The organism is Barnesiella sp. An55, assembly GCF_002161555.1.
Taxonomy (GTDB): domain Bacteria; phylum Bacteroidota; class Bacteroidia; order Bacteroidales; family Barnesiellaceae; genus Barnesiella; species Barnesiella merdipullorum.
On sequence record NZ_NFHZ01000025.1, the window covers coordinates 1 to 19,673 of the forward strand.

The 19,673-nt window shown below is 55.3% G+C and carries 17 protein-coding genes; 5 read left to right on the forward strand and 12 right to left on the reverse strand.

What is annotated here, in order from left to right:
• Window positions 1-389: 389 nt before the first annotated feature.
• Window positions 390-878: an S-ribosylhomocysteine lyase gene (locus B5G10_RS12015; RefSeq protein ID WP_087424973.1), complete on the reverse strand. Its 489-nt coding sequence runs from the start codon at window positions 876-878 to the stop codon at window positions 390-392.
• Window positions 879-909: 31 nt separating this feature from the next.
• Window positions 910-1,593, reverse strand: coding sequence for a 5'-methylthioadenosine/adenosylhomocysteine nucleosidase (locus B5G10_RS12020; RefSeq protein ID WP_087424974.1), 684 nt, complete (start codon window positions 1,591-1,593; stop codon window positions 910-912).
• 138 nt (window positions 1,594-1,731) lie between these two features.
• Here B5G10_RS12020 and B5G10_RS12025 point away from each other — a divergent pair, with 138 nt between their 5' ends.
• Window positions 1,732-2,247, forward strand: coding sequence for a 3'-5' exonuclease (locus B5G10_RS12025; RefSeq protein WP_087424988.1), 516 nt, complete (start codon window positions 1,732-1,734; stop codon window positions 2,245-2,247).
• A 63-nt stretch (window positions 2,248-2,310) separates the two neighbouring features.
• Here the strand turns inward: B5G10_RS12025 and trxA are convergent, their stop codons facing one another.
• From trxA to B5G10_RS12055, 6 genes are all read right to left on the reverse strand, one after another.
• Entirely contained in the window at window positions 2,311-2,781 is a 471-nt protein-coding gene (gene trxA / locus B5G10_RS12030; protein WP_087424975.1) for a thioredoxin, read from the reverse strand.
• 244 nt (window positions 2,782-3,025) lie between these two features.
• The gene (locus B5G10_RS12035; RefSeq protein WP_087424976.1) at window positions 3,026-5,062 is read right to left on the reverse strand and encodes a hypothetical protein; all 2,037 of its coding nucleotides are present in this window, start codon (window positions 5,060-5,062) and stop codon (window positions 3,026-3,028) included.
• Window positions 5,063-5,250: 188 nt separating this feature from the next.
• Window positions 5,251-7,512 (reverse strand): HDIG domain-containing metalloprotein, encoded by a 2,262-nt coding sequence (locus B5G10_RS12040; RefSeq protein ID WP_241147769.1) that lies wholly within the window; start codon window positions 7,510-7,512, stop codon window positions 5,251-5,253.
• Between the two features lie 12 nt (window positions 7,513-7,524).
• Entirely contained in the window at window positions 7,525-9,768 is a 2,244-nt protein-coding gene (locus tag B5G10_RS12045) for a RelA/SpoT family protein (RefSeq protein ID WP_087424977.1), read from the reverse strand.
• Window positions 9,769-9,945: 177 nt separating this feature from the next.
• Window positions 9,946-10,833 carry a radical SAM mobile pair protein B gene (locus tag B5G10_RS12050; RefSeq protein WP_087424978.1) on the reverse strand — a complete coding sequence of 296 codons (888 nt, stop codon included), beginning with the start codon at window positions 10,831-10,833 and terminating at the stop codon, window positions 9,946-9,948.
• Window positions 10,830-11,498 (reverse strand): radical SAM mobile pair protein A, encoded by a 669-nt coding sequence (locus B5G10_RS12055; protein ID WP_087424979.1) that lies wholly within the window; start codon window positions 11,496-11,498, stop codon window positions 10,830-10,832. Before B5G10_RS12055 ends, B5G10_RS12050 begins: the two co-directional genes overlap by 4 nt.
• A gap of 134 nt (window positions 11,499-11,632) precedes the next feature.
• On the opposite strand from B5G10_RS12055, the gene B5G10_RS12060 reads away from it, so the two are divergent.
• The gene (locus B5G10_RS12060; RefSeq protein WP_087424980.1) at window positions 11,633-12,541 is read left to right on the forward strand and encodes an AraC family transcriptional regulator; all 909 of its coding nucleotides are present in this window, start codon (window positions 11,633-11,635) and stop codon (window positions 12,539-12,541) included.
• Window positions 12,542-12,679: 138 nt separating this feature from the next.
• On the opposite strand, the gene pfkA is transcribed toward B5G10_RS12060, so the two are convergent.
• The 4 genes from pfkA to porQ form a co-directional block, all read right to left on the reverse strand.
• Complete coding sequence (gene pfkA / locus B5G10_RS12065; RefSeq protein ID WP_087424981.1) at window positions 12,680-13,660, reverse strand: 6-phosphofructokinase; 981 nt, start codon at window positions 13,658-13,660, stop codon at window positions 12,680-12,682.
• A gap of 145 nt (window positions 13,661-13,805) precedes the next feature.
• A complete protein-coding gene (locus tag B5G10_RS12070; protein WP_087424982.1) occupies window positions 13,806-14,708 on the reverse strand; it encodes a 4-hydroxy-3-methylbut-2-enyl diphosphate reductase in 903 nt (300 codons plus the stop codon).
• A 28-nt stretch (window positions 14,709-14,736) separates the two neighbouring features.
• The gene (cmk, locus tag B5G10_RS12075) at window positions 14,737-15,438 is read right to left on the reverse strand and encodes a (d)CMP kinase (protein ID WP_087424983.1); all 702 of its coding nucleotides are present in this window, start codon (window positions 15,436-15,438) and stop codon (window positions 14,737-14,739) included.
• A 9-nt stretch (window positions 15,439-15,447) separates the two neighbouring features.
• Entirely contained in the window at window positions 15,448-16,476 is a 1,029-nt protein-coding gene (gene porQ, locus B5G10_RS12080; RefSeq protein ID WP_087424984.1) for a type IX secretion system protein PorQ, read from the reverse strand.
• A gap of 352 nt (window positions 16,477-16,828) precedes the next feature.
• Here porQ and B5G10_RS12085 point away from each other — a divergent pair, with 352 nt between their 5' ends.
• Genes B5G10_RS12085 through B5G10_RS12095 form a run of 3 tightly spaced genes read left to right on the forward strand, consistent with a single transcriptional unit; the run spans window position 16,829 to window position 19,289 of the window.
• Window positions 16,829-17,803: a polyprenyl synthetase family protein gene (locus B5G10_RS12085; protein WP_087424985.1), complete on the forward strand. Its 975-nt coding sequence runs from the start codon at window positions 16,829-16,831 to the stop codon at window positions 17,801-17,803.
• 21 nt (window positions 17,804-17,824) lie between these two features.
• Window positions 17,825-18,529 (forward strand): hypothetical protein, encoded by a 705-nt coding sequence (locus B5G10_RS12090; RefSeq protein ID WP_087424986.1) that lies wholly within the window; start codon window positions 17,825-17,827, stop codon window positions 18,527-18,529.
• Window positions 18,522-19,289 (forward strand): TatD family hydrolase, encoded by a 768-nt coding sequence (locus B5G10_RS12095; RefSeq protein ID WP_087424987.1) that lies wholly within the window; start codon window positions 18,522-18,524, stop codon window positions 19,287-19,289. Before B5G10_RS12090 ends, B5G10_RS12095 begins: the two co-directional genes overlap by 8 nt.
• The last annotated feature ends 384 nt before the right edge of the window (window positions 19,290-19,673 follow it).

A 19,673-nucleotide genomic window follows, 5' to 3' on the forward strand; every position in this document is an offset into this window, starting at 1 on the left:
TCATAGAATGAAACTTATTGACGAATATATATCAAGACATTATTGAGGATTATCCTGAATTTTGTCGACTAGGAAGTTTTTCAACTGGTTTCATCCTGAATTTTGTCGACTAGGCCAAAGTTTATCTGTTCAAGAGGTATCGCCAAACACCCACCATACAAATAAACAACAGCCCCACGCCTATATTGATATATGACTATATCAAAGGCGTGAGCGTTCTGTTGTATTACTCTGTACGGTTTTGAAAATTTGGCGATTTTCTTGAACAAAGTAATATCTAAAAAACGCTTCCGTTCGTATGTCTGCTCAAAAGACTAATTGTTTAGCTTTTTGAGCCTTTGCAAATATATGTTGATTTATGATAAAATCCAAAAAATGCGATTGCTGTTTTATTCCTCGACCGTCGGGTAGACGAGGTTTTTCTCTTCGATCACGTCGAGTACCTCGCGCAGGTATTTGTCAGCTTCCCAACGGGCCATGGGCAGGTCGTGCAGCAGGTAGTTGCCGCAGTCGCGGGGAGCGGCGCCGGGCACTTCGCCTTCGAAATCGCGAATGAAACGGAAGGTCTCGCGCATGAGTTCGACAATGTCGCGCGACTCAAGGTCGCCCTGTACCAGAAAGTAGTTGCCCGTGCAGCAGCCCATGGGCCCCCAGAATACGATTTTGTCGCCCCACACGGGGTGGTTGCGCAGGAAGGTGGCAGCCAGGTGTTCGATGGTGTGCAGGGCTCCGTAGCCGATGGCGGGCTCGCGGTTGGGCTCTTTCATGCGGATGTCGAAAGTGGTGACTACGTGGTCGCCCAGATAGTCTTTGCGCGAAACATAGATGCCTCGCAGCAGGTGAATGTGGTCTATGGTAAAGCTGGGAATCTTTTTCATACAAACGGGTATTTATATATTGTGTGAAATATTACAGTTTTTCGATGAGGCTGGTGAGTACCTCGAACGAGCGGTGGGGGGCATCGTCCCAGAAGTGGTTGTACTGGGCCAGGTGACCCTCGACGCCCGGGGTGTCGCTGATGATGCGGAAGCTCAGGAAGGGTACCCCGCGCATGTGGCATACCTGGGCGATGGAGCCCGACTCCATATCGACGGCCATGCCTTCGGGAAAGAGAGCCTTGATTTCGGAGAGTTCCACCGGGTCGGTGATGAAGCGGTCGCCGCTGCATACCAGCCCTTTATAGATGCGCAGCGAGGTCTCTACCTGCAAGGTTTTCTCGACGAGTGCCGGGTCGCTGTGGAACCGCGGGGGTAGCCCCTGTATCTGGCCCCAGGCGTTGCCTTCGCCGCACCACACGTCGTGATAGACAATTTCGGAGCCTACGACGATATCCATTACCCGCATCGAGGGGTCTATGCCACCGGCCACGCCGGTGTTGAGCACACAGTCGGGACGATAGCGGTCTATGAGTTCATAGGCGCGGATGGCCGACGACACCTTGCCGATGCCGCTTTGGGTGAGTATCAACTCGTGGACACCACGCGTGCCCACGATAAAGAGCGACGAGCCGTAGCGCTCCTCGCGGGGATTCTCCAGCAGGCGACGCACACAATCGAGTTCGCTCTGCATGGCTACGATAATTCCTATTTTCATCTTCTTGTTTTTCTCTTCAAGGACAAAGGTAGGGGTAATCTCACACAACGCAAAATTTGTGCGGCGAAATTCGACCGGGTGTCGATAGGGGTAGATATTGGAATTTTCTGTACTTTTACTCCTCGAATTGTTCCTCTGATGAAAGATTTTGCCGCCATAGATTTCGAGACTGCCAATTACGAACCTACCAGCATCTGTTCGGTAGGTCTTGTGGTGGTACACGGGGGTGAGGTGACCCACCGCATACACCGGTTGGTGTGCCCCGAGCCCAATTATTATCTGCGCCGTTTTTCTGAGGAGATACACGGTATCTTCCCGGCCGATACCTGCCATGCGCCCAACTTCGGGCAGGTGTGGCGCGAGTTGTCGCCGCTGGTCGAAGGGTTGCAGCTGGTAGCTCACAACAAGGCTTTCGACGAGCGGGTGTTGCGGGCTACCTGTCGCATGTATGGCATCGACTATGTGTATGGCGATTTCCTTTGTACCTTCAGGCGGGCGCAGCAGCTCATACCACGTGCGGTCATCGGCAACTACAAGTTGCCCACGGTGTGTGCCTATCTGGGTATCCCCTTTGACCACCATCACCATGCGCTGGCTGATGCCGAGGGGTGTGCCCGTATTGCGCTGCGCCTGTGGCCCGACGATGTCGATTGATTCTGGCCCAGCCTGTGACTGACTCTTTGTATCCCCGTTTTAATGGCGAAAAGTGCCCGGCCCTTACGGGAGGAGAACCTCCTTGATGGCTTGTTGCAGGGCCTCTTTGCTCATGAGTCCGGTAGCGATTTGGGGTTGATTCTTCATGGGGCAGAAGAGCAGGGTGGGGATGCTCTGTATCCCGAATGCGGCAGCCAGTTGGGGCTCTTTGTCGATGTCGATTTTATAGACGTCGATTTGCCCGGCATATTCGCCGGCAATCTCCTCGAGTATGGGAGCCTGTTGCCGGCAGGGGCCGCACCACGAGGCATAGAAATCGACGATGCAGGGGCGTGCACCCAGATACTCCCAGCGGTCGGGGGTTTTCTCAAAGTTGGCTACTCGAGAGAGAAACTCGGCTTTGGTGAGTTGGCGGGATTTTACTTTCTGTACCTGAGTACTCTTTTCTTGTTTGGCGGGTTGCTCCTTGGCCTGGCTCGTAAAGAAGAGCGGCAGGCAGGCAATGGCTATTCCCAAGATGTATTTCGCTTTCATATCGATGATAATTGTCGGGTTATGAATTTGAGGAGAACGACGATTAATCCCTTGATTTTTGGTGGAATGTCACGAGTCCCCTTGGTGTTACTCTGGCTGCAAAGATACGAGTTTGCAAGAGAATACCACCACGGGACGTGCTATTTTTCAGATTATTAGTGATTCTTACGAAACTCCTGCGAAAACGAAATCTCCGGGGGATAGGCTTTCTTGTGTCGGGGAGAGCAGTTCTTCTTCCCGGGAGCTATATCGACGACTCGTTGACAATAGACTCGCCTCGGTGACCTGGCTTGATGAACGAGGGGAGGTCGCGGCTGCAAATGTAGTTGCCTATGCAACGGGTGATGAGGATGTCGTCGTGGTGCCCCTCCATGGCTCCGTAGCTGCCGTTGGGTTTGCGCTCAAAGACATCGTGCTCGTAGCAGGCCTGGGCATCGTGCTCGATGTAGGCTCCTTCGCGCAGGGCCGATCGCTGGGCGTCGATTACCAACACTTTGGTGGCGCGGTTCATGTGGAATCCCCAGCGTGAGGCGGGTCGCTGCCCGATGCTGTCGGGGGGAGCCTGTCGGGCGTAGAGATTTTCGTAGTAACGCGAGAGGGTGTCGAGCAGATAGGCCGAGTGCTCGCTGTCGTCGTGTTCGGTCTCGAGGGTATTACTCTCGATGACCAGCAGGGCGTTCTGGTAATAGGCGGCAAGTTGGGCCGATTTCCAGGCCAGCAGGTCGTGGTCGATATGTCCGCGCCACTGGGCCACCACCTCGGCCGGCCCTCCCTCGAGCATCCAGTAGCGGTCGAAGATGGCGATGACCGAGTAGTCGGCCACATCGGAACGTCCGCCGATATCGACTACCGCCAGGTAGCGGTCGCGTATCTCGTGTTTCTCGGCCGGATATTCCCATATCTGGAGAGGTCCGCCCGGTTTGGCCTCCAACTCGATACTCTCGAGGGCTTCGCGCCCGGTAAGTTCCTTGCCGTGAATGTCGCCTACGAACCGGGGGGCACAGCAGCCCCGGCGCAGCTTCTCGACGAGGGTGGGGTCGAAAACCCGCTCGCCCGAGTAGCAGAAGGCCTCGATGTCGTCGCTGGGATACTCGGCCATCATGTCGGTATGACGGGCATACTCTTTCCGTTTCTGCCGGTACCAGGCGATGGCCTCTAGGGTGGCTCCGCGCTCCCACAGCATGCGTTCGTAGTCGTTGAGGGTGGCGATGAGAGCGTCGTAGTCATCGACGGGGATGGCATACATCTCTATTTCGAACCAGGGGACGAAGGCAAATTGCTTGTCGCTTTCGTGCCGCTTGGCCCGCTCGCACTCCTGGTGGAAGTAGGAGCCGGTGCCGTTGGCCGTGCTCTCCATCACCACCATCGAGTAGGGCAGCAGCATGATCGAGCCGCACACCGAGCGCACCAACTGCTCGGGCGACTTCATGCGGCTGTTGCGCCAGAAGGCGACCTCGGAGAGGTGGGCCATGGCGGCGTCGATACCCCGCACCGACTCCTGGCTCTCGGCCGAGCCGATGGTGACCCGGCAGTCGCGACCGACGATAACCGAGGTGTTGGCCATGCGTTCAAAGGGGCGGAACTTGGGCTTTCCCCCTTCGAGCAGCCAGTCGGGGTAGTTGGCGAGCAGTTTGCTGTACATGCCTTTGATGTTGGCGGCCGACTCCTTGATGTGGGCACATATCACACTGTTCCAGTTGCGGCGGTGCACCAGCTGTATCCAGGCCATGTAGATTTGTATGAGGGTGGAGCCTCCCCACTGGCGGGCCTTGAGCAGGATGAGTCGGATGGGGCGGTTGGTCGTGCGCATCTCTTCGAGCATGCCCAGGATGCGGCGTTGCGGCCGGTTGAGGGTGAAGGGTATATCTTCGGCTCCCAACTTGTCTTTGATGCGCACGAAACTGAAGGCCCAGAACTCGAAGTCGTATCGTATGCGCACTCGTATCCACTCCCGCCACAGGTTGTCGAGGGGCGAGGGGTCGCCCTCGTCCACTTCGCCGTCGGGTGCAGGCGTGCGGCTGCTGTCGGGGAGCTCGGTTCCCTGTTGCTGCAGGTATCGGGTCAGACTGCCGGCCCGGGTGAGTTGCTGTACCAGTGACTCGTCGCACATGGCCGCAGGTATGTACTGGAGGGGAATAGGGGCATCGGGCAACTGCACCGGGCGCCGGTCGCCCGTGTCGCTGCCTTCGCCCGTGAGGGGTGAGTAAAATCGTTTCAGTCGTTCATTTCTCAGTCGGTTGGCTTCAACCGTTATCGCTTCGTTTTTCTGTACATTTGCCATCTCTTTTGCCATTTTCTGCAAAGGAAATATGGCCCGGGCCCGGGTTTGTGGCAGGGTAATAAAAGGTAGAGACTGTGGGCTTGGGGCGAGGTCTCTTTTTATAAAGAGGTCAGAAAAGTCTTGCGGCCCGGCAGATTTTTCTGCCAGGCCGCAAGGAGACCGACCGTGAGGTTCGGGTTATGGGATGATCAATCTTTCTTCTCGGGAGTGGGCGCTTCGGGACCCGGTTTTGCCTCGGGAGAGGCTGCGGGAGTCTCGGGCTTTTTCTCGGGGGCTTTCGCTTCGGGAGCCAGCTCGGTTGTCGGGGATTCATCTGCTTTGACCGGAGCGGGAGCCTTAGGCTCTGTTGGGGCCTCGGTTTCGGCGGCTGCCGGTTCTTTCACTTCGCGAGGCTTCGCGGGCTTGTTGAGCTCGGGGTAGCTGATGCGGGTGTGATAGATGGTCTTGAGTTTCTCGATGAAGGTGGCCTTGATGGTCTCTACATCGCGGAAACTGAGGGGGGTGTCGCGCAACAGTCCGTCGGCGATTTGCGAGTCGATGATGCGGTTGACCAGTTGCGAGATGCTCTCGTTGGTATATTCCTTGAGGCTGCGCGAGGCGGCTTCGACGGCGTCGGCCATCATGAGGATACCGGTCTCCTTGGTGAAGGGGTTGGGACCGGGATAGGTAAACTTCGATTCATCGACGGGGCGATCGGGGTATTTGTTGCGGTAGGAGTTGTAGAAAAACTTGGCTTTCCCCTTGCCGTGGTGGGTGGCGATAAAGTCTTTGATTGCCTGAGGCAGTCCTTGCTTGTCGGCCATCTTGAGTCCGTCGGTCACGTGCGAGATGACAATCTGTGCGCTTTGCTCAAACGAGAGGGGGGTGTGGGGATTGAATCCCGACTGGTTCTCGGTGAAGAAGGCGGGATTTTTCATCTTGCCTATATCGTGATAGAGGGCTCCGGTGCGCACCAGTTGGGCCTTGGCTCCAATCTTGTTGGCGGCTTCGGCGGCCAGGTTGGAGATTTGCAGCGAGTGCTGGAAGGTACCGGGGCACTCCTCGGAAAGCTGGCGCAGAAGGGGGTTGTTCACATCGGAGAGTTCGACCAGTGTGACGGTAGAGATGAACCCGAAGCTCTTCTCGAAGATGTATATGAGCAGGTAGGCAAAGAGCAGGAACACACAGTTGATGCCGAAATAGATGAACATGGTGTAGTTGATTTTCGACAGGTCGCTCTCGGAGAGCAGCGTGTAGCCTACGTAGGCAAAGCAGTAGGCAAAAAAGACGAGCACGGCGCAGCGCATGAGTTGCGACCGGCGCGAGAGGTCGTTGAGGCTGTCGATGGCGGTCATGCCCACGATGAGTTGCAGAAAGATGAACTCGAGGGCGAATGGGGCGGCAAAGGCACAGATGAGTACGGTGATGAGGTGTACGTAGAGTGCCGTGCGGGAGTCGAAGAAGGTGACGACGATAATGGGGATGATGGCAAAGGGCACGAGGTATATGCCTTGCACACGCACCTCGGATAGGAAGAAGGCGATGAGCGACAGCCCCACGATGAGCATCATGATGAACCCGAGGGTGCGCATCTCGTTGAAGGTTTGCGGACGGAAGAGTGCCAGAAACAGGTAGAAGAAGGCAAAGAGGCAGGTGAAGACGATAATCTGCCCTATGACGGTGTAGCCGCGGTGGTCGTTGACGGCGTTCTTCTTGAGCGACACGGCTTCGAGCGATTTGAGTATGCGGTAGGTTTGCGGGGTGATGATTTCGCCCCGATCGACAATGCGTTCGCCGGCTTGCACGATGCCGTCGGAGAGGGCGATGCGTTGCAGCAGGTTGTCTCTGAGCCGGTCGGTGGTGACGCTATCGAAGTCGATGTTGGTGTTGAGGTAGTCGTTGAGGTTGCAGTTTTGTAACACATGGTGCGAGTAGGCGTCGGGGAAGCGTGCGATGATGTTTTCGTAGGCTTCGCGAGGCGATTGCAGCTCGGCCACGGGCATCTCGCGGGCTACATTGTTCTCGACGATGCGTATCTCTTTGAACTTGCTCGATTGCAGTTGGGTGTAGCTGTCGGACGAGACGATGCCTTTGCGATAGGCGTCGCTCAGGGCTTGGACCAGACTCTTTCGCAGGGAGGGCGATATGTTGAGGTCGGTGCGTTTGTTGAGCGATGCCTCGAAGTCGGCAGTCGATTTGGTGCCGATGGCATTGTTGAACGAGAATACCGGCTGGAAGCCGACCATGATGCTGTCTTTCTCTTGCTGGATGACGGCTTCGTCCTTGTAGATGGGAAAGTCGAAGGGAGCGGTGAGCAGCCCGTATTTCCAGGGTTTCCCCTCTTGGAAGGTGTAGCGGAATTTCCCTTCGCCGGGGAAGAAGTAGGTAACCAGGGCTACCGCAGCTACGAAAAAGACAAATTGTAAAACGCGTTTGCTGGACAAAATTTTCTGTATGCGGGATTGATCCATGATTTTAAGGGGTTATTCTTTACAGCGTGCAGCTTTCTGTACGCCCTTTATTTTACGTAATTTGTTGCAGAGCGACTCGACTACCTGGGTGTCGTGTACCATGATGTTGACGGTGCCGTTGAATACGCCTTCGTTGGCTTGTATGGTGAGGCCCCGCATGTCGATCATCAGTTCGTTGGAGATGACCCGGGTTATCTCATTGAGGATACCCATGCGGTCGATGCCCTGTATCTCGATTTTGGCAGGGAACGAGAGCGCTTTGCTGGCTTCCCACTGGGTCGATACTAGGCGGGGCCCGAAGCTCGATTTGAGGCGCATGGCCACGGGGCACTCTCGCTTGTGCACCACTACGGTCTCGTCGTCCTCGACATAGCCCAGCACGTCGTCGCCGGGAATGGGGCAGCAGCAGTCGGCCACTTTGTAGTTCTTCACCCCGTTTTCGTCGCGCAGGATATAGGTTTGCTTGCGGTCTATTGTGGCGGGGTGTACAGGTTGGGCTTTGGGTTGCTCGGTTTTGTTGGCATTGTTGCCAAACGAGAGCTTGAGGTATCGCATAAAGGGATTTATGCTCTTTCCCTTGATGATTTTCTTGATGTTCTCGCCTGGCGTAATCTCTTCGTTCCCAATCTTGTAGAAGAGGTCGTCGCGGTGTTGTAGTCCCAGGCTGCCCAGAATTTTGGTCATGAGGTCGTTGTTGTACTCGATGTGGTTGTTCTCGAGATATTCCTTGAATTGGGCTTCGCCCTTGGCAATGATTTTACGGCGGTCTTTACGCAGGGCGGCCATGAGCCGGCTGCGGGCCTTGGCGGTGGTGACGAGGTTGAGCCATTCCTCTTTGGGAGTTTGCGACTTGGAGGTGAGTATCTCTACCTGGTCGCCGCTGTGGAGTTTCTGACTCAGGGGTACGAGCCGGTGGTTCACCTTGGCTGCGATGCAGTGGAAGCCGAGGTCGGAGTGCAGGGTGAAGGCCAGGTCGAGTGCCGTGGCGTCTTTGGGCAGCGTGATGAGGTCACCTTTTGGGGTGAAGACGAAAATCTCGGTGCTGAAGAGGTTGAGCTTGATGGTATCGAGAAAGTCGATGGCATTGGGCTCGGGGTGCTCGAGAATGTCTTTGATGGTCTTGAGCCAGATGTCGAGTTCCGACTCTTCGTCGGAGTTGCCCACCTTGTATTTCCAGTGAGCGGCAAAGCCGCGCTCGGCGATTTCGTCCATCTTTTCGCTGCGTATCTGCACCTCAATCCAGTTGCCGCCGGGGCCCATAACGGTGAGGTGCAGGGCCTTGTAACCGTTGGCCTTGGGGCGGCTCACCCAGTCACGGGTGCGTTCGGGGTGTAGCTTGTAGATATCGGTGATGACCGAGTAGATGGTCCAGCACTCTTTCTTCTCGTCGGCCTCGTTGGGGCATTTGAAGATGATGCGTACGGCGTAGAGGTCATACACTTCCTCGAAGGGGATGTGCTTGGACTCCATCTTGTTCCAAATGGAGTAGATGGACTTGACGCGGGCTTTCATCTCGAAGTCGAATCCCAACTCCTTGAGCTTGGCTACAATGGGCTTGGCAAAGTTGTTGTAGATTTGCTGACGAGACTCTTCGGTCTCGGCAATTTTCTGTTTTATCTGGTTGTAGGCATCGGGGTGCTCATATTTGAAGGCGAGGTCCTCGAGCTCGGTTTTGATGGCAAACAGTCCCAAGCGGTGGGCCAGCGGGGCGTAGATGTAGAGGGTTTCACCGGCAATCTTGTATTGCTTGCTGGGGAGCATGGAGCCGAGGGTGCGCATGTTGTGCAGGCGGTCGGCCATCTTGATGAGGATGACCCGAATGTCTTCCGACATGGTGAGCAGCAGCCGGCGGAAATTCTCGGCTTGGGCCGAGGCCTGGTCGCCAAAGATACCGCCCGAGATTTTGGTGAGTCCATCGACTATCGAGGCTATCTTTTTGCCAAAATGATTCTCGATATCCTCGACGGTGTATTCGGTATCTTCGACCACGTCGTGCAGCAGGGCGGCACATATCGATGTGGAGCCCAATCCTATCTCCTGGCTCACGATGCGGGCCACGGCGATGGGGTGCAGTATATAGGGTTCGCCCGAGCGACGGCGTATGCCCTTGTGGGCCTCTTTGGCAAATTTGAACGCACGCTCGATGATCTCTACTTTTTTTCGGTGGTTGGAGTTGAGATAGCCGTTGAGCAATTCCTGGAATTTGTCTTCGATCAGTTGCTCTTCGTTGGTGTATGCTTGGTCGGACGGTTCCATAACTTTGAAATCTAAGTAAGATAGACAAAGATAACGGATGTCGATTGTAAATGCAAATTTTATTTGCATTTTGCCAAGCGGGTCGTGCGTGTTTGTCTGTTTAACGAGTTAAACCCCTTGCCATGAGGAGGATGGTCTCTGGGGCAAGAGGTGCTTTTGAGTGCTGGGTCGATGCGGTTACTTGTTCTTGTCGAGCCTTATCTTCTCGTGATAGAAGTAGTTGACGATAACCGGTTTCCCCTTTTGGGAACGGCCGTAGGGCAGGTCGTTGACGCGGTAGGGATATCCCTGCCGGAGGGCGTATTGCGAGATGTCGCTCTCGAGACCTTTCCAAAAATCGAGCCGCTTGTGGTTGTAGATTTCTTCATAAAGGGGCAGGAGCGAGGGGTATTTCTCGCCAATGTAGTGCATGATGGTAGGTTTGAACTGCCCGCGCAGATTGAGGTTTTCGAGCCAGATGAGGTCGGCAAAATCTTTCACCTGCTCGATGATTGCCTTGGCATCGGTGATGCCCGGGAAGATGGGCGAGATGAAGCACACGGTGCGGATGCCTGCGGCGTAGGTTTGTTTCATGGCTTCGATGCGGCGGGCGATGCTGACGGCGTGGTCCATATCGGAGCGAAACGATTCGTCCAGCGTGTTGATTGACCAGGAGACGGTAACTTTGGGGAATTGCTTGAGCAGGTCGAGGTCGCGCAAGACGAGGTCGGATTTTGTGCATACCATGATTTCGGCCGTGGTCCCGCGCAGCTCCTCGAGCAGGCGGCGGGTGCGCTTGAAGATGGCCTCCTGCGGGTTGTATCCGTCGGTGACCGACCCGATGACAATGCGGCTGCCGTCGTACTTCCGAGGGTTTTTGATAGGTCCCCAGTTCTTGACATCGAGGAAAGTACCCCAGGGTTCGGGGTGCTTGGTAAATCGCTTCATGAAGGAGGCATAGCAATACAGGCAGGCATGCGTGCAGCCTACGTAGGGGTTTACCGAATAGCCACCAACCGGTAGGGACGACTGCGTCATGACGCTGTGAACGTCAATCTCTCTAATTTCTATCTCGTTGTTGCTCATGGGATTGAGTGTATAAATGTTTGGGGTAATTCTTGAATCATGTGCTCTTCGCCCACAATCGGGGCGAGTTCTTCTTTCATGAATACGGGTATGCCGTGGGCTTTGGCTTGTTGGGCGATGTGGGTCACCCACTGGGGATGAGCGGTGATTTTCCCTTTGCGGTGCCCCGTTTCGGTACCGATGACTACCCAGTCGATACCCTTGAAATCGATATCGCCGATATCGCCGAAGAGGGGTTCGAAGGTGACGTGGTAGTGGCGAGCCTTGATGTGCTTTTGCAGCAGTCGTAGCCGTTCTTTCTCTGCTTCACAGGTGATGGTGACTCCCATCCATACGTTGTCGAGCGAGGTGTCGAAGTTGATTCGTTCGGGATGTTTGGTCAGGAACAGGCAGGTGTGCTGGGGGTTGTGGGCGATGCGCTCGAAGATTTCGGCGTTCCACTCGGAATGCCAGTCGGAGAAGTCGCTCATGCCGGTGAGCAGGAAGTTGTGCGGGCGAGGGTTGTCGAGGCGTCGCAGTTTATGGCTCATGTATTCGGGACGGGAGAAGTCGGGGGTCATGCGAAACCGGCGGCAGTTGTTGCGAGCATAGCAATAGCTGCACCCGATGGTACACCCGACGACGATATTCATATTTTGGATAAACGATTTGATACATTGGCTCATGGCTCGTCTCTTTAATTGGGCTTTGTGTCGCTTGCAAAGTACGGGAATATGGCCCGATTGTGTTATGCCCAAACTCGATAAAGATATGCCATTTTGATAAATAACGATTATCTTTGTAAAAAAAGGAGGTGTGTATGCGTGCGACTAATCGGGTGGTGAATCCTCAACGGCTGGTTCATATCCCTTTTTGCAAGACCGAGTGTGGAACCGATTTCTATATCAACACGGGCGATTGTCGGGAGATTGCAGGGGTATTGACTGAGAATCGACGGTTTGAAACCGATTTTTTTGAATTTTTCTTTTTCCGTAAAGGGCGTGGCTATCTGCTTTTGGAGACTCGCAAGTTGGAGCTACACGACAATATGGTGTTGTTGCTTTCGCCTCATCAGCAGCAAGAGTGGGTGGTTGACGAATCACAGTTGGAATACAGGTTTCTTATATTCAGAGAGGATTTTACGCGTACATTTATTGCCGACAAGTTCTTTATGTACAGGTTGCTTTACTGTTACCAAACCGATACTCCTCCCTGTTTTCTGACCGATGACGCTCGGTTGGATGAGTATGAAGGTATTTTGGCGAAGATACAGCGTGAGTTGCTGCGGCCCGATAATGATAGCTACCATATCATAGTTTCCCTGTTATATTATTTGCTGATGCTGCTGAATCGCGAGTATGCCTCACGCTATGCACTCCCGGTCGATTTGTCTAAAAATAATTATGCTTTTCGGTTCAAAGATATGCTCGAGCAGCATATCTATGAGAAGCAACGGGTGATTGAATATGCCGATTTGTTGCAGATCAGTCGAGTCACATTGAATCATGCGGTGAAGGCTCAGTTTGGTGTGTCGGCCAATCACCTGTTGAAGCAGCGGTTGTTGGCTGCACTCAAGAATGAGTTTTTGTTTTCCAATCGTTCGATAACCGAGTTGGCCGATTTGTTCCATTTTTCCGATGCGAGTCATCTGATGCGTTTCTTCAAGCAACAGACAGGGAAGACGTTTACTCAGTATTATCAGGATTATCGAGCAGGTAATTATGAATAGCTCTATGAGAAAAAACTCAGGCCTGCCGGAACAGTCCGGTAGGTCTGAGTTTGGTGATTTCGGGCGAGTGGCCCCGTGTCAAGGGTCTTATCTCGCTTTCCCCTATGTTTGGGCTTTTGGGTGTTACTCTTCCCGGTCTTAGATCGAGAGTTTGCGCAGGGTGTTGAGCAACTCGCGGTCGATGGGCTTGTCATTCTTGATAGCCTTGTTGAAGGGGATGTATTCGATTTCGTTGTTGCGGATACCGATCATGACGTTGCGCTGGTCTTCGAGCAGGGCATCGATGGCAGCTGCGCCCATGCGGCTGGCCAGGATACGGTCGTGGGCCGTGGGTGAACCGCCTCGCTGGATGTGGCCCAGGATGGTTACTCGCACGTCGTATTGGGGATACTCCTTTTGTACGCGCTCGGCCAGGTGCATGGCGCCACCGGTGATGGGGCTTTCGGCTACGAGCACGATACTACTGTTCTTCGATTTGCGGAATCCGTTTTTGATGAGCTCCTCGAGCTGATCGACCTCGGTCGAGATTTCGGGGATGATGGCGGCCTCGGCTCCGGTAGCGATGGCTCCGTTGAGGGCGAGGAACCCGGCATCGCGGCCCATGACCTCGATGAAGAAGAGTCGCTCGTGCGAGGTGGCCGTGTCGCGAATCTTATCGACGGCCTCCATGATGGTGTTGAGGGCGGTATCGTAGCCGATGGTGGTATCGGTACCGAAGAGGTCGTTGTCGATGGTGCCGGGCAGACCTACGATGGGAAAGTTGTACTCGGTGGCAAAGATGCGTGCACCGGTGAGTGTACCGTCGCCGCCGATGACTACGAGTGCGTCAATACCTTCCTTGACCAGCGTGTCGTAGGCGATCTTACGGCCTTCGGCTGTTTTGAACTCCTGGCAACGGGCGGTCTTCAGGATGGTACCGCCTTGTTGTATGATGTTACTTACGTTTTGCGTTTTGAAGGGTGCTATCTCGCCCGTGATGAGCCCTTTGTAGCCCCGATAAATGCCTTTTACCTCAAATCCGTTGTAGATGGCTGCACGGGTTACCGCGCGAATGGCCGCGTTCATTCCGGGTGCATCGCCGCCGGAAGTCAAGATACCTATACATTTAATTTGCGACATAACCTATAATATTTAGTTCTTTGGGCAAAGATAAAGATAAAAATCGAATAACCGATACGGAATAAATAACGATAGTTGTAAATAAATGTTTCATTGGGGGTAGAAACAGAATCGCCTCCGTGAAGATGTTGCTGGTCTGTATGGTTCACTCGGGTTGCTTTTCGGGAGAACTGACGGGTGTCTCGCCCTCGAGCAGACGGGCTACGTAGTCTTGTACTTCGGTCATGAGCCAGCGAGGGGTGGAGGTGGCCCCGCAGATGCCGATGCTCTCTTTCCCCTCGAGCCAGGCAGGGTCGATCTCGGAGATGTCGGAGACGAGGTGCGACTGGGGGTTGACCTGCTGGCACTCGCCGAAGAGTACGCGTCCGTTGGAACTTTTCTTGCCGCAGACGAAGAGCACGAGGTCGTGGCGACGGGCAAACTCGCGGATGTTGGGGATGCGGTTGGCGACCTGCCGGCAGATGGTGTCGAACGATTCGAAGCGTCCGTCGGGTTTCAGGTGCTTTATCTCATCGACAATGTGGCGGAATCCTTCGACCGACTTGGTGGTTTGCGAGTAGAGGAGCAGTTTCTTGTCGAGGTCTATTTTGCCGAGGTCGTGGTCGTTCTCGATAACGACGGCCTGGCCGTGAGTCTGGCCTACGAGTCCGTTCACTTCGGCATGGCCGGTCTTGCCATAGATGACGATTTGCGCTTCGCCGGGCGGGTTGGAGTCGTAGGCGGTTTTGATTTTGCGTTGCAGTTGCAGCACTACGGGGCAGGTGGCGTCGATAATTTCGATGTGGTTCTCGGCGGCGATGCGGTAGGTTTCGGGGGGCTCGCCGTGAGCCCGCAACAGCACCTTGACGTTGTGCAGTTGCTTGAGCTGTTCGTGGTCGATGGTGATGAGTCCTTTGGCCTTGAGCCGTTCCACCTCGTTGCTGTTGTGGACAATATCGCCCAGGCAGTAGAGGTGACCGGTGCGGTCGAGCTCCTCTTCGGCCTTGCGTATGGCGGTGACTACTCCAAAACAGAATCCCGAGTGTTCGTCGATTTCTATGCGTGCCATCTGTTCTCTCTCCTTTCGTTGTCGCGGTTTATTGCAGTTTGGCCAAAGCCTCGTTGTATCGGGCCAGGAGCCAGGCGTCCTGTTCGTCGAGGGTCATGTGCGAGTTGTCGAGCAGAATGGCATCGTCGGCCCGGCGCAGGGGGCTCTCCTGGCGAGTCTGGTCTATGTGGTCGCGCTTGTTGATGTTGGCCACCACTTCGTCGAAATCGACGGCTACGCCTTTGGCTCTGAGTTCATCGACCCGGCGTTGGGCTCGGGTCTCGGCCGATGCGGTGACAAAGATTTTCAGCTCGGCCCGGGGGAATACGGTGGTGCCGATGTCGCGGCCGTCCATCACGATGCCCTTGCGCTCGCCCATCTTCTGCTGGGCGGCGACCATGGCGGTGCGCACGAAGGGTATGGCGCTCACGGGACTCACCTTGTCCGATACCCGCATGGAGCGAATCTCCTGCTCCACGTCGGTGCCGTTGAGGAAGGTGTGCGTTTTGCCCGAGGCAGGGTCGGTGCGGAAGTCGATGTGGATATCGTCCATGTGCGATTGCAGGGCCCGGGTATCGACGGTGTCGCCGTCGATGAGGTTGTGGTCGAGACAGTAGAGGGTGACGGCGCGGTACATGGCGCCGCTGTCGATATAGATATAGCCAATGCGACGGGCCAGAGCCTTGGCCATGGTACTTTTGCCGCAGGATGAGAATCCGTCGATGGCGATGATGATGCGAGGTTTGTCCATATGAAGTTGTTATTTTTTGAATTCAAACAGGTTGACCGAGAGGTTCACCATGAGGGTGGTGGCTCCCGTGTGTTGTTGGGCCAGGGCGACGCCGAGACCGAACATCCGCACCCTGATACCGCCGCCGATGCTGAATCCCGAGAGGAAGTTGCGGCTGGCCGTCTTCATGTCGGTGCGGGTCTTGTAGTTGTATCCCAGCCCGAAGTAGAGCCGGTCGGTAGGCAGATACTCCACGCCGAAGATGAGGTGGCGGAAGAGGTTATCGACAAAGCCACTCTTCTCGACAATGTCGGTGCTGCCCGTGTAGGAGCTGCTTTCGATGGTGGGGTAGGGTAACTTCCAGCGGGTGAGGTTGCGGGCGGTGACCGATATGCGTATGGGGGCATGCTCGAGGCTTTGGGTATAGCCAATCTGCAGGTCGAAGGGCATACGCTCGAAGGTCTCGTTGTAACGCTTGATTTGGCCTCCCAGGTTGCGGGCTACGAGTGAGAGCGACAGGTCGTTGTCGGCGTTGTAGTAGTTGAGTCCCAGATCGACGGCAAGAGCCCACGAGGTGTATTGTTCGTAGGAGGAGTAGATGACCTTGGCATTGACACCGCCGCGCAGCGTGGTGGTGATGTCGTGCGAATAGATGCCGTTGAACACGATATCCTTGGGCGAAAACTCGCCGGTGATGACGCCGGTCTCGTCGGCGCTCTTCATCTTGCCGTAGCCGTAGTACTGGATGCCGGCAGCCCAGGCTCCCCGTTCACCAGCCGCTTTGCCAAAGGTGACGCCGGCCAGGTTGATGCCGCCCACATACTTCATGTAGTTGAGGCCCAGTTGCAGGTCGGCTTCGGGTCCTAGCAGGGCGGGATTCTGGTTGACGAGGTTGATGTCCTCGTCGATGACCGATATGTTGGTACCCCCTAGGGCATAGGCGTGGGTCGAAGTGGGGATATTGAGGAAGTCGAACGAACTCGTTCCCTCTTGTCCCCGCCCGATCAGGCAGGTGGCGAGTGCCAGCAGTACCGATATGTATCGAATCCAATATTTCATAATTCCTTTTCGAGGGTCAAAGATAGTGAAAGGCGAGCGCCGAGGCAAACGGAAAACACAGTTTTCAAGTTTGACAGGGCCGAGCCGCATCCTTTCTTCTGAAAAGATAGTGAAAGGCGAGCGCCGAGGCAAACGGAAAACACAGTTTCCAAGTTTGACAGGGTCGAGCCCTATTTCACTCTTCCGTAACGAAAACCGGGACAAACGGTTTCCAATGTATTAATAACGGGAAAAAGGTCGATAAAGTATATCGTTCGTAAACTTATCGGGCTCGAGCTTGTTCGACTCGGCAGAAATGACTACATTTGACCTCTATTCTATGTGAAACATAAAAATTCGGAGAAGACAAGTTATGGAAAGTTTGCAAAAATATTTCGATACGATAGAGTCGGCACTTGCGCAGATCGAGTATGCCCCGTCGCCCGACGGACTGTATGCCCCGGTGCGTTACGAACTGTCATTGGGGGGGAAACGGGTGCGCCCGCTGCTGGCTCTGCTGGCCTGCGAGATGTTCGGCGGCGATTGTCGCCAGGCCCTCGATGCGGCCGTGGGGCTGGAGGTGTTTCACAACTTCACCCTCTTGCACGACGACGTGATGGACAAGGCCGATGTGCGTCGGGGTAAGCCTACGGTGCACAAGGTGTGGGACGAGAATACGGCTATACTCTCGGGCGACGCCATGCAGATTATTGCCTTCCGTTACATAGCCCGCACACCGGCTCCGCATACGGCGCAGGTTATCGACTGGTTCCTGAAAACGGCCCTCGAGATTTGCGAGGGGCAACAGTTCGACATGGAGTTTGAGAGCCGCGACGATGTGACCGAGGCCGAGTATATCGAGATGATACGTCTCAAAACCGCCGTGCTGCTGGGCGGTGCTCTGAAGATTGGTGCCATCATAGGTGGTGCCGGTGCCGACGATGCCGACCGCATCTACCGCTTTGGCGAGTCGTTGGGGCTGGCTTTCCAGTTGCAGGACGACTGGCTCGATGTCTATGGCGACCCGGCCCGTTTCGGCAAGAAGATTGGCGGCGATATTCTCAACAACAAGAAGACCTACATGCTCATCAACGCCCAGCGACGGGCCCAGGGCGCCGATGCCGAGGAGCTGTCGCGCTGGCTGTCGGCTACCGATTACGACCCGGCCGAGAAGATTGCGGCCGTGACCGCCCTCTACAATCGGGTGGGAGCGGGTGACTTGTGTCTGCAACAAGTCGATGCATACAGCCGTCGTGCCATCGAGGCGTTGCAGCAGATTGCCGTACCCGAGGAGGCCAAGCAACCGTTGTACGACCTGGCCCAATCGCTTATCAAACGAGACCATTGATTCAGAAAATCCTGTATCGTCATGCCATATCGCCGACTGCCCAATACCGACAAAGCCCGCATCACCGCTCTTGAGAAGGCGGTGGCGATGGAGCACGCCTACGACGTGGAGCATCAGGCGGCTTCGTACAAGACACTGAACGAGGCGAGGGCCCTGTTGCGGCGCTTCAAGAGTGCCGTGGAGCAGTTCCAGTATTGCTACACGGCTCAGGCCGAAGCCAACCGTCGGTATCAGGAGCATCTGAAGACGGCGCGGCTCTACATCTCGCACTTCATCCAGGTGCTCAACCTGGCGGTGGTGCGCAACGAGGTGCGCAAGGAGCACAAGCTCTTCTACGGTCTCGACCCCGACGACTTTGCCGTGCCCGACCTCACGAGCGAGAAGCATATCCTCGTGTGGGGCGAGCGGCTTATCGAGGGGGAACGCGAGCGGCTTTCGCATGGAGGGGCTCCCATCTACAACCCCACGATTGCCAAAGTGACCGTGCACTACGATATTTTCAAGGATGCCTACCGTGAGCAGCAAAACTACAAGCTCAACACGACCCGTTCGCAGTCGGGGCTCGATGCGCTGCGCGAGGAGGCCGACCGCATCATTCTTGACCTTTGGAACCAGGTCGAGGCCTATTATGCCGCTTGGCCGCCGGCCGAGCGGTTGGCCCGTTGTCAGGCCTATGGCATCGTCTATTATTACCGCAGCGGAGAAAAACGACCCGAAAATGATTGATACACATACCCATATTTATCTCGAAGAGTTTGACGAAGACCGCGCCGAGGTGGTGCGTCGTGCCCGCGAGGCGGGTGTGGAGCGGGTGATTCTGCCCAATGTCGATCTCGATACGGTGGCTGCCATGCAGGCCACCCATGATCTTTACCCCGGCTATTGCCGCATGGCCATGGGGCTGCACCCCACCTCGGTCGATGCCGACTATCGAGAGCGGCTCGACCAGACCCACCGGTTGCTGCTGGCTGGCGATTACTGTGCCGTGGGCGAGATAGGTCTCGACCTCTATTGGGACAAGAGTTTCGTCCGGGAACAGGAGGAGGCTTTTGCCGTGCAGACGGGTTGGGCCGTCGAGCTCGACCTGCCTGTGATTATCCACTGCCGCGATGCCTTTGCCGAGATGGTAGCGCTGTTGCAGTCGGGGCGGGTGCCGTCGTTCCGGGGGGTATTCCACAGCTTCACCGGTACGGCCGACGAGGTGCGCACTCTGCGCACGTTGGGTGACTACTACTTCGGGATAAACGGCATCGTCACCTTCAAGAATGCCCACCTCGAAGAGATGGTGCGCGAGGTAGGCATCGACCGCCTTCTGCTCGAGACCGATGCTCCCTACCTGGCCCCTGTGCCTTACCGGGGCAAGCGCAACGAGCCGTCGTATCTGCCCCGCATGGCCCAGCGCATAGCCGATATTCTGGGTACGACGTTTGCCGAGGTCGAGTCGGCTACCACGGCCAATGCCTTCCGCCTGTTCGGGGAGTGGTGATACGACGAGTCATTCCGCACCGTGATGCGGAATCCAGAAAATACCGGCAAATAAGTATATATGCAGGAGTCATTTCCCTCTCATTCACCTCCTGGGCCCCGCATCGTTGTGAGGGGTGACAAGACGCCCCTATCGAGTGCGGGGTGACACGTTGTTGCATTTTCGTCTCTATTCTCTTGGATATGTGCAGGAAAATGCATACCTTGACGCATGAAAATAAGACGTTGTACTTTCGGTATATATTAAATCCAATGCTATGAAATCCAAGTATGCAATTTTGATGGGTGTAATCTTCATCCTATTATCGGCACCGTTATGGGGGCAGGTATCTAATGACGAGTCAAAGAGAGAAAGAGGGTACCTGCAGGTGCCGGAGCTTGTCTT